We start from the raw sequence: 10,360 nt of genomic DNA on the forward strand, positions 1-10,360 counted from the left end.
TTACCCGTACTTCTTCTTGTTCGAGGTGAGGATCTGATCACCCTTCTGCGCGGCATCACGCAGTGCCTGGTCGACCGGCTTCTTGCCGGTCATCGCCAGGCTGACGGCCTTCGTCCACTCCGGGTCGGTGTCGGACAGACCCGCCACGTTCGGCGGGAAGTGCGCCCAGTCGATCATCTTCTCGAACTGCTTGACCTCGGTGTACTTCGCGAAGTCCGGCGACTCGCGGACCGACTTGCGGGCCGGCACCATGCCCGCCTCGGCCCAGCCGACCGAGTGCTGGCTCATCCAGTTGACGAAGAACCGCGACGCGTCGGCCTTGTTCTTGTCGTTCGCCACCTGCCGCGGCAGCGTGAAGCAGTGCGAGCCGGCCCAGGTCTGCTGGTCGGAACCGAGCACCGGGATCGGCGCGCAGCCCCAGTCCAGGCCCTTCGCCGTCTTGCACGGCGTCACCATCCACGGGCCGACGATCATGAACGCGGCCTTGTTGTTGCTGAACGACACCCAGTCGCCGTCGCCGGCGGCGTTCTGCGGTGAGTACCCCTGGTCGATCAGGCTCTTGAAGAACGTGATCGAGTCGATCGCGGGCTGGTCCCCGAAGCCGGTCTTGGTGCCGTCGTCGCTGACCATGTAGCCGCCGTTCTGGAAGATCATCGACTGGGCGATCAGCCCGCCGACGCTCAGCGCGCTCACCCAGTAGCCCTTGACGCCCTTGGACTTGCACTTGTCCAGGACCGCCATGAACTCGTCCTTGGTGGTCGGCGGCTTGGCCGGATCGGCGCCGACCTGGGACAGCACCTTCTTGTTGTAGTAGAGCCCCGCCGGGTGGATGTCGAGCGGGATCGCGTACTGCGAGTCCTTGTAGTGCGCCGACTTCCAGACCGCGTCCGCGTAGTCGGCGGCCGTCAGGTTGAGCCCCTTCACCACGTCGTCGATCGGCTGGATGACCCGCCGGGCGGCGTTCGTCGCGATGTCCGCGGTGTGCATCAGGCAGATGTCGGGCGCCTTGCCGCTCTGTACCGCGGCCGGCAGCTTCTGGAACAGGTCGGCCCAGGCGATCGAGGTGGTGGTGACCTTGATCTTCGGGTTCGCGGCCATGAAGTTCGCGACCAGCTTCTTCATCACCGGGCCGTCGCCGCCGGTCAGTCCGTTCCAGTACTGCAGCTCGACGTTCGGGCCGTCGTACCCGTCCGCGCCGCCCTTGCCGGTCGCGGGCGCCGCTCCGGCCTGGCCGGGGCCGTGGCTACCGCCACAGGCAGCGAGTGACAGGCCGGCCGCGGCCGCTCCGGCGGCACCTAGCAGTGTCCGGCGGCCGAGCCGCCCAGGATCTGGTGTGTTCATCGTCAGGTCCTTTCTGGGGATCAACGGCTCGTGAGCCGCAAGCAGTGCCACGACGCCGGGGGCAGCGTGACGTCAAGGTTGCCGCCGGCAACTTCGGAGACGCCCGGGTGCGGGACCACCCGGTCCGGCGCGTCCTGGGAGTTGACGGCGTTGTGGTCGTCCTCGGCGATGGTCAGGTGCTCGACCAGCCGTACGTCGCCGAACGCACCGAGCCGGACCGTCCAGTCGGCGGACTCGGTCAGCGACCGGTTGACCGCGAAGACCGCGAGCTCGCCGGACTCGGCGTCGTACGTCGCGACCGCCCAGACCTGTTCGACCTGGCCGTACGCCGGTGTATCGATCCAGCCGTGGTCACCGGCGAGCCGGAGTACCGTGCCGCGGGCGTGCTTCGCGGTCAGCGCGAACGGATGGAAGATCGTCTGCCGCCACGCGTCCCCGCCCTCGACCGTGAGGATCGGGGCGATCGCGTTCACGAGTTGCGCCTGGCACGCGACACCGACCCGATCGGTGTTGCGCAGCAGCGTGATCAGCAGCGATCCGACCACCACCGCGTCGAGGGCGTTGTAGACGTCCTGGATCAGCTCGGGGGCCTCGGACGCCTCGGTCCGCGGTGCCTCCTGCTCGCCGTGCCGGGCCGCGAACCAGACGTTCCACTCGTCGAACGACACCTGGATGCGCTTCTCCGAGTGCCGGGTCGCCGCGACGTGGTCGGCGGTCGCGACCACGTCCCGGATGAAGCGGTCCATGTGCGTCGAGGCGGCCAGGAAAGAGACCTCGTCGCCGTTGACGGGCTCGTAGTACGCGTGCGCGGAGATCAGTTCGACGTCGTCGAAGCAGTGTTCGAGGACGACGCGTTCCCACTCGCCGAACGTCGGCATCGTGGTGTTCGAGGAGCCGCACGCGACCAGCTGGAGCTCCGGGTCGAACGTCTTGTACGCCCGCGCGACCTCCTGCGCGAGCCGTGCGTACTCCAGCGGCGTCTTGTGGCCGATCTGCCACGGGCCGTCCATCTCGTTGCCGAGGCACCAGAGCCGGACGTCCCAGGGTTTGGCGTAGCCGTTGCCGACCCGCTGATCGGCGTACCGGGTGCCGGCCGCGCCGTTCACGTACTCCAGATAGTCGACCGCCTCGGCCAGGCCGCGGTTGCCGAGGTTCACGGCGAGCATCGGCTGGATGCCGATACGGTTGCACCAGGCAAGGAAATCGTCGGTGCCGACCTGGTTGGTCTCGATCGACCGCCAGGCCAGGTCGAGCACCCGGGGCCGCCGGTCGCGCGGCCCGACGCCGTCCTCCCAGCGGTAGTTGGAGACGAAGTTGCCGCCGGGATACCGGACGACGGTGGCACCGAGCTCACGCACCAGCGCCGCGACGTCGCCGCGGAAGCCGTCGGCATCGGCGGTCGGGTGCGCAGGTTCGTAGATTCCGGTGTAGACATACCGGCCGAGATGCTCGACGAAGGTTCCGAACAGTAGGGGATTGACGAGGCCGACGGTGAACGCCGGGTCGATCGTGGACGTGAGCATGGGCAGTCCTCACAACGAAGTTCCAACGATGTAACGCCCGCGGTGCAGGAAGTTTGCAACGGGTGCAAACAGCCTGTCAACGGCTCGGCGCCCAGAAATCTTCATCGTTAGAATCCCTGTATGGCCGTCACATTGCGCGATGTCGCCGTGCAAGCCGGCGTCTCGGTGCGGACCGTGTCGAACGTCGTCAACCAGAAACCGCACGTCCGGCCCGCGACCAAGGCCCGGGTCCTGGAAGCGATCTCCGCGCTCGGCTACCGGCCGAACCTGTCCGCCCGCCAGCTCAAGTACGGCCGCGGCGGTTTCCTGGCCCTCGTCGTCCCCGAGCTCGAGGCGCCGTACTTCGCCGAACTCGCCGCGCTCTTCACCCAGGTGTGCGTCGAGCGTGGCTACCTCGGTCTGCTGGAGAGCACCGGCGGGACCCGGCACAACGAGCAGCTGGTACTGCGTGGCGCCCAGACCCACATGATCGACGGCATCCTGTTCTCACCGCTGAGCCTGTCCGGGCCGGCGCTCGCGGAACGCTCCCCCAGCCAGCCGATGGTGCTGCTCGGCGAACGCGAACCACCGCCCGGCTGGTCGCACGTCGCCGTGGACTCGGTGGCGTCATCGAGGGCCGTCACCGAGCACCTGATCGCCACCGGCCGCCGGCGGATCGCGGTCATCGGGCACTTCGAACACGACCGCTCGATCGGCACCGGCCTGCTGCGCTTCCGCGGCGTCACGCAGGCCCTCGACGCCGCGGGCCTTCCGTTCGACCGGCAGCTGCTGCTGGGGGTCCGCAAGTACGACCAGGAATGCGGACGCCGCGCGATGCTGGAGCTGCTACGACGCGACGTACGTCCGGATGCCGTCGTCTGCTTCAACGACCTGATGGCCTTCGGCGCGATCCGGGCGTGCTACGAGGCCGGCGTAGCCGTCCCGGACGACATCGCGATCACCGGCTTCGACGGCATCCGCCAGGCCGCCTTCAGTACGCCGTCCCTCACCACGATCACGCCCGACGTGGACACACTGGTCCGCAGCGCAGTCGACCTCCTGATCAACGGCAACGGCAACGTCCAGGTAGAAGTCCCGTGGTCGTTGACCATCCGCGAGAGCACCACCGGACGGTCATCGGACGGCCCGGTTGGCGCGCTGCCGGTCCGCGAGCGGGATCGCTTCGAGCGCGCGGAGCTCAACGGTGCCGAAGGTGTCGAGGAACCGTGACAGCGGCTCCACCTCGGCGACCGTGCACCAAGGCAACCACACGTTCGACCCGCTGACCACCAGATCGCTCAGCCCGACCGCCTCCTCGACCAGCCCCGGTACGGCGTACCCCTGCGGCTGGTCGGGGAGCTCCGTGGTCCGTACGCCGGCGGTGAGGATCGTGGTGGCGACGTCGCGGTAGTGGGTGTCGCCCGTGAACAGGAACAGCCGGTAGAAATTCCAGCTCTGGTAGCAGATCCAGTTGTCGATACCGGAGTGGCCGGAGGCGATGAACGACAGCCCGAACGCGCCGTCCCGGGCGTACGCGCGGCGTGGCGTGTCGATGCGCCAGCGCCACGCGACCAGCCAGGTCTCGGTGAAGTCGGCCGCGCGTTTCGCCAGGTCGAGCCAGCGGTCCTCGCCGGTCAGGTCGTGCAGCGCAAGCGCCGCGTTGAACGCCATCCCGCCGGCCTCCTTGTCCAGCACGTTCGGATTGTCGGCGGTGCCGCCGATGAACTGCCAGTCCTTGGTGTTCGCGACGTACCACTGGCCTGCCCTGACGGCGGCGTTCCGGTACTTGTCGTTGCCGGTCAGCGCGGCCGTGTGGCAGAGGAAGCGGATCGGGTGCGAGGTGTTGGTACGGGCGTCGCTCGCGACCGAGCCGTCGCGGTTGTAGGAGCGGGCGAACGAGCCGTCGGCGTACTGCTTGCCCACCAGGAAGTCGGCGAAGCCGGTGACCGCCTGCTCCCAGGTCGCGACGGGTTCGCCGCGGTCGCGCATCAGCCGGCAGGCGTCGACCATGCCGTCCATCCCGTCCGACGCGACGCGGACGAAGCCCTGGTACCAGTCCCGCCAGCTCGGCTGGTCTCCGTCGATCCACAGCCGGACCAGGCCGTTCGGCAACGGTGACTCGGTGGCCCAGAAGTCGAGGATCGCCTTGCCCTTGGCGAGTCGCGCCGGATCGCCGTCGAGCAGGCCGCTCCGTAGGAGCTGGAATCCGGCGGGTACCTGCTGGCCGACGAAGCCCATCATGTAGCTCACGGCATCGGCTTCACCGCTGTCCAGGCGGGACCTGAACGGCAGGCCGGGCTTGCCGTTGTACCGGGCGACCTGGGCGTCGAGGAGAGCGAGGCCGGAGTCGTGTACCTGCGTGTTCCGATCCTTCAGCGGCGTGACCTTGAACAGGTTCCAGTGGTCGCGCCAGGCGTCGCGCGCCGCGGTCGCGAAGGTGCCGGACGTGGAGGCCGTGATGCGGACCTGGTAGGTGTGGGTGAAGCCGGCGCGGGCGGGGTGGCTGCGGCGGGCCCATTGCCCACCGAGGTACGTGACATCGCCCTCGCTGCCGGGGTAGGCGAGAGCCAACGCGGACTTGCCCGAGGTCTGATGTACGCCGAGCGACGCGAACTGCACGTCCTCGTGGATCCACCAGGCGTTCGAGTCCTCCGGGTACAGCCCGTTGGTCGCGGTCCGCGGCGCCGCGTCGACATGCGCCAGCCTGAGCGTCCGTCCACTCCGCCGATTCCGCAGCGCGACGAACGGCAGACTCAGCCGCATCTCCCGCACGAGGATCCACTCGGCGGCGTCGTTACCCGCGATACCACCGCCAAGTCCCGTGGTGCCGCCCGCACGAACTGCCGGCAGCAACAAGTCCTGCTCCGCCAGCGGCCCGGTGTCGCCCGGAACGATCTCGACACTCGACGCGAACCCCATCTCCAGCAGGGGATTCGGCGCGACTGCGGTCACCTTTCGCGTCACCGAAACCGCACTGCCGACGACCCGCCACTCGTCCCGAAACGCATACCTCCCACCGGACGGCGTACGAATCTCGCCGATGCCGATCGCACTCACCCCGCTCCCACCGGGCGCGGCGGTGCCTGAGATCGCGAGCGAGGTGTAGCCGGCGGTTGATCGGGCGGGGGCGTCGCCGACCTTCACGTCGATGACGAGGGGGTCGCGGCACTCCCAGAGGAGCTGGCCGTCCGCGACGGCGCGGAGACCGGAGAGGGTGGGGTTGGCGGCGGGGATCTTCTCGAGGGTCAGTGCGCTGACCTGTCGTGGAGCCATGGGGGCGGCGGTTGCCTGGTGGGTTGAGTGCAGCGGGAGGGCTGCGGCGCCGGCGGCGGTGACGAAGGATCGTCGGGAAACGTGCATGTCCTGCTCCTCAGCAACACGGTTCTGGCGGGCGTCGTGCCCGGAAACCTTCGCACCACGTGTGCATCGATGCAAGACCTGGCGCAAGGTCGCACCCTGAGCCGTGGCCGATGCCGCCCGGCGTGTCTCAGCCGGCCGTGGACGCGCGGACGATCAGCCGGAACGGTGTCAGCGTGCGGGTGAACTCGTGCGGCACCCGATGACCGCCGATCCGGTCGACCAGCAGCCCGACCGCACGGTGCGCGAGCTCGTCGAGGTCCGGCGCGACGGTCGTCAGCGGCGGCTCGGAGAACGCGCTCATCACGATGTCGTCGATGCCCGCGATCGCCACGTCACCCGGTACGGCGAGCCCGCGCTCCCGGAGCGCCCGCAGCGCACCATGCGCCAGGCTGTCGTTGAACGCGAAGATCGCCTCCGGCGGCCGCGCCCGGCGCCGGAGCAGCTTCGCGATGTCGCGGTACGCCCCTTCCGCCGACCACGGCCCGCCGGAGTAGTCCAGGCTGAGCACCCGCCCGAGCCGCGCCGCCGTCATCGCCTGCCGATAGCCCTCGAGCCGCAGCCGAGCGGTCTCGGTGTCCTGGTTGCCGTACGCCAGGATCCGCCGATGCCCACAGTCGATCAGATGCTGTACGACGGTCCGCGCCGCCGCGACGTTGTCGATCCCGACGTGTGGCGCGTTCGCGAGCGGAGGAGACTCGCCGAGCAGGACCGCCGGCAGGTCCTCGACCTCCTCACCCGCCACGGCGTTCAGCAGCACCCCGTCGACCATCCGGGTCAGCGAACCCTGGAGAACCTCACGCTCGATCTCGGCGGCGTTCCCGGTCGTCTCGACCAGCACGCTCAGGTGATGCTCCCGAGCGGCCCGGATCACGCTCTCGGCCAGCGCGGCGAAGTACGGCTCGGCCAGACTCGGAACGACCAGTGCGATGAAGCCGGTACGTCCCGAGCGCAGCCCCCTGGCCAGATAGTCCATCTGATAGCCGAGCTCGTCGAGCGACGCCTGCACCCGAGCGCGCATCTCGTCGCTGACGTAGGCGTAGTTGTTGACCACGTTGGACACCGTGCGCGGCGAGACCCCCGCATGCGCGGCGACATCCTTCATCCGCACCCGACGTTGAACCACGACCAGATGATGCCACGATGCACACGAATCCGTCGGTCCGGGTGCAGGGATCAAGGCAAAACCTTCACGGTTCGTTGCGGCTCGGGAGGGTGCCGTATTCTCGCGCCGTGGCGTCGTATCCTCCGCTCCCCTGGCAGCTCCCTCCGGAAGCGGAGCGGCTCGTGGACCAGTTCCGTCGTACGGGGTCGTTCGAGTTGCAGACGTCACGCAAGGCGATCGCCGCGATCCTGGCGGGCACGGTGCCGTTCCTGGCGTTGTTCGGGTACTCGTTCACCAGCCCGAATCCGTCGATGCCGATCGCGATCGGCGGGGTGTTCGTGGGGCCGCTGATCGGCGTCGCGATCTGGGTCGCGCGGCTGCTGATCCCGCGGGTCCGGGTGGTCGTCGACCGTGACGGGCTGGTTGTCCGTGGCAAGCGAGTGCTGTGGTCCGAGATCTCCGAGTTCCGCGTCGGCGTCACACAGGGCCGCGGCCGGTACACGTACGTGATCGCCGCCCGCACCGCCCCCGACGGCACCCCGGCGCGTCCGGTCGACCTGCCGCTGCTGCTCAGCCCCGAGATGAGCAAGCTGAAGGCCGCGCTCGACGTCCTGCTGAAGGAACAGCACGACACCGCACGCGGCCTTCCGGGGCGGATCCAGCGGTGGCCGAACCAGGAGTGACCGGCTAGGCCCGGACGCCGATCAGCCGGTCGACGTACAGGTAGGGGACGTCCGGGTTGTCGACCGGCGCGATCCAGAACCAGTGCAACGTGTTCGGATCCGTGTCCTGCTTGTACGTACCGGGTACGGCGAGCTCGTGGTACCGGCCGTCGCGCATCGAGTCGACCGACGGGAAGACCACGTTCCCGAACGGCGGCCAGACCCCGGTCGCCAGCGCCTGCTTGGTCCCGTCGGCCGCGGTGGCCGGGATCCGCGCCGCGACGTACAGCTTCCAGGTCCCCTCCGCGGGGAGCTTGTCGAGCGGGATCATGACCGCCCAGTCGGTGTTGCCGGTGGCAACCATCCGGGCGGTGCCGTGGTCGGAGGCGAGGTCGTCGGGGACGATCGCGGCGGTCTTGGTGGAGATCGTGAAGTCGAAGTCCTGGATCTCGAACCAGTCCCCGGCCGGCAGCCCCTGCGCGACCTGCGGCACCGGCGCCGGCACCCGCTCCACGACCGTGGTGGCCCGGTCGATCATCTGCTGCAGCGTGCCTCCGGTCTCGGTGTACTGCGTCAGCCCGGACTGGACGAGCTCGGTCCGGAACCGGGCCAGCCGGCGCGTGGTGTCGGGGTCCCAGCTGATCCCGTGCGCCTTGGCGTACCGGCCGAACTCGTCGCGCCTGATCAGGAGCTGGAAGTCGACCCCGAGCCGCACGGCGGCCAGATGCGCGGACAGCACCCGGTCGTCCTGGACCAGCGCCTGGGCCTTGTCCAGCAGTACGTCGGCCGCCGTGAGCGAGTCGAAGTTCAGGTACGGCGCGTTCTCCGGTACGAAGCAGGTGAGCCGCGTGTCGGTGGCGGCGACCGCGGCGGCCATCAGCTTCATGTAGTCGTACAGCGGCGCCGCGGCGGGACCGTAGTACCCCTGGAGGAACTCGCGGATCAGCGCGTCCGGGTTCTCCGCCGGGTTCCACATCAGCCGGGACAGCACCCAGACCCGCAGGTGCGCGAACTCGGTGCCGCGGACGTTCCACGCGCCTTCACCGAAGTACCCCTGGATCGACGGGATCTTGGCGAACTCCGGGAACGACTCGCACATCGCCCACCAGTTCGGGAACGGCTGCGGGTAGGCGTGGAAGTCGCAGAGGTAGTCCCAGATCACGATGTTCTTCGCGATCCGGCCCCAGCCGCGGATCCCGGCGTCGACGTCGGCGTTGCCCGGGCCCATCAGCGCCTTGCCGAAGTCGGCGCTGATCGGCGCGACCGTCATCACGACCGCGTCGTGCACCTTCAGCCCGGTCGGCGGCGTGAAGCTCCAGGTGTACGCCTCGGTCTCGAGCATCGCGTTCGGGACCTGCCGGGTGACGCGGGTGGCGATGTCGTTCATCATGTCGATCAACGGTGCCGAGTACGCGCCGCCGTGCTGGTCCATGAACGCCTTGCTGGCCGCGTCCGGCGTCCACGGCTGGTCGTTCTGGGCGAACGACGCGGTCGGCGCCTCGCCGGCATCGACCCGCTGCCGGATCTTCGCGATCAACCGGTCCGCGGCGGCGGCGCGGGTGGCCGGGTCCATCATCTTGAGCTGGCCGCCGTCGGCCCACTGCGACTCGGGCAGGATCGTGTGGAAGTAGTCGTCCTTGTCCTCCGGCCAGTACCTGGACCAGGTGTCGATGCCCGCCGTCCGGGGCAACGTGTCGAACTCGTCGTACCCGCGCAGCCCGTTGAGCAGGTTGTGCTGCCGGTACGCCGCGTCCTTGCCGTCCGCCGAGGCCACCTCGCGGAACCGGAACCTCGGCACCTGATCGGTGTTCAGCGAACGCACCGCCAGCGCCAGGCTCGACGACCTCGTGATCCGGGTACAGTCCGGCGACCACCACCGCACCCCGCACAACCGGTCGAGCACCCAGTACACGCCGTACAGGGTGCCGCGCGGGATCGGCCCGGTGAGATAGATGGTGTGGCCAACGGTCCGGAGCGCGAACCCGTCGTCCCCGAGCGTTCCGTAGTCGAGCCGCAGCCGGGCGGTCAGCGGATTCTCCCGGCCGAGCACGATCAACCGGTCGCTGCCGCCCGGCGGTTGCGCGCCGACCACGATCGGCAGGTTCACGCCGGTGATCGCGCCGATCGTCTCGGACAACTCCCGCGCCGCCTGCCGGGTCACCGGCCCTTCCCCCGGCCCGTGGTAGATCGTGTACTTCGGCGCGCCCTTGTGCACCAGCTCCACCGTGGGCGAAGCCGCCTGCGCGGTCCCTGGCACCAGGGTCGCGGCGGCCGCGATTCCCCCGACGGCCAGCACGGTCCGGCGCGACACGTTCGACGTACTCATCGCAAATCCTTCCTGATCAGGCGGAAACACAAGGTCACGAGGTCATCAGCAGCCAGCGCCACCAGTG

7 protein-coding genes are annotated in these 10,360 nt (G+C 69.1%); 2 read left to right on the forward strand and 5 right to left on the reverse strand.

What is annotated here, in order from left to right; genetic code table 11:
* The gene (locus VFF46_RS07710; RefSeq protein ID WP_325036333.1) at positions 1 to 1,341 is read right to left on the reverse strand and encodes an ABC transporter substrate-binding protein; all 1,341 of its coding nucleotides are present in this window, start codon (positions 1,339 to 1,341) and stop codon (positions 1 to 3) included.
* Between the two features lie 20 nt (positions 1,342 to 1,361).
* Entirely contained in the window at positions 1,362 to 2,864 is a 1,503-nt protein-coding gene (locus VFF46_RS07715; RefSeq protein ID WP_325036334.1) for an alpha-N-arabinofuranosidase, read from the reverse strand.
* A 120-nt stretch (positions 2,865 to 2,984) separates the two neighbouring features.
* Here VFF46_RS07715 and VFF46_RS07720 point away from each other — a divergent pair, with 120 nt between their 5' ends.
* Positions 2,985 to 4,073, forward strand: a complete 1,089-nt coding sequence (locus VFF46_RS07720; protein ID WP_325036335.1) for a LacI family DNA-binding transcriptional regulator — start codon at positions 2,985 to 2,987, stop codon at positions 4,071 to 4,073.
* Here VFF46_RS07720 and VFF46_RS07725 read toward each other — a convergent pair.
* Both VFF46_RS07725 and VFF46_RS07730 read right to left on the reverse strand, forming a co-directional pair.
* Positions 3,978 to 6,203, reverse strand: a complete 2,226-nt coding sequence (locus tag VFF46_RS07725; RefSeq protein WP_325036336.1) for a hypothetical protein — start codon at positions 6,201 to 6,203, stop codon at positions 3,978 to 3,980. The two genes, VFF46_RS07720 and VFF46_RS07725, sit on opposite strands and share 96 nt — an antisense overlap.
* A 127-nt stretch (positions 6,204 to 6,330) precedes the next feature.
* Positions 6,331 to 7,326: a LacI family DNA-binding transcriptional regulator gene (locus tag VFF46_RS07730; protein WP_325036337.1), complete on the reverse strand. Its 996-nt coding sequence runs from the start codon at positions 7,324 to 7,326 to the stop codon at positions 6,331 to 6,333.
* Between the two features lie 107 nt (positions 7,327 to 7,433).
* On the opposite strand from VFF46_RS07730, the gene VFF46_RS07735 reads away from it, so the two are divergent.
* Positions 7,434 to 7,988, forward strand: a complete 555-nt coding sequence (locus tag VFF46_RS07735; RefSeq protein WP_325036338.1) for a hypothetical protein — start codon at positions 7,434 to 7,436, stop codon at positions 7,986 to 7,988.
* A 4-nt stretch (positions 7,989 to 7,992) separates the two neighbouring features.
* Here the strand turns inward: VFF46_RS07735 and VFF46_RS07740 are convergent, their stop codons facing one another.
* The gene (locus tag VFF46_RS07740; protein ID WP_325036339.1) at positions 7,993 to 10,293 is read right to left on the reverse strand and encodes a DUF4838 domain-containing protein; all 2,301 of its coding nucleotides are present in this window, start codon (positions 10,291 to 10,293) and stop codon (positions 7,993 to 7,995) included.
* Between the last annotated feature and the right edge of the window lie 67 nt (positions 10,294 to 10,360).

The sequence above is a fragment of the Kribbella sp. genome (assembly GCF_035655035.1).
In the GTDB taxonomy this organism is placed as follows: Bacteria; Actinomycetota; Actinomycetes; order Propionibacteriales; family Kribbellaceae; genus Kribbella.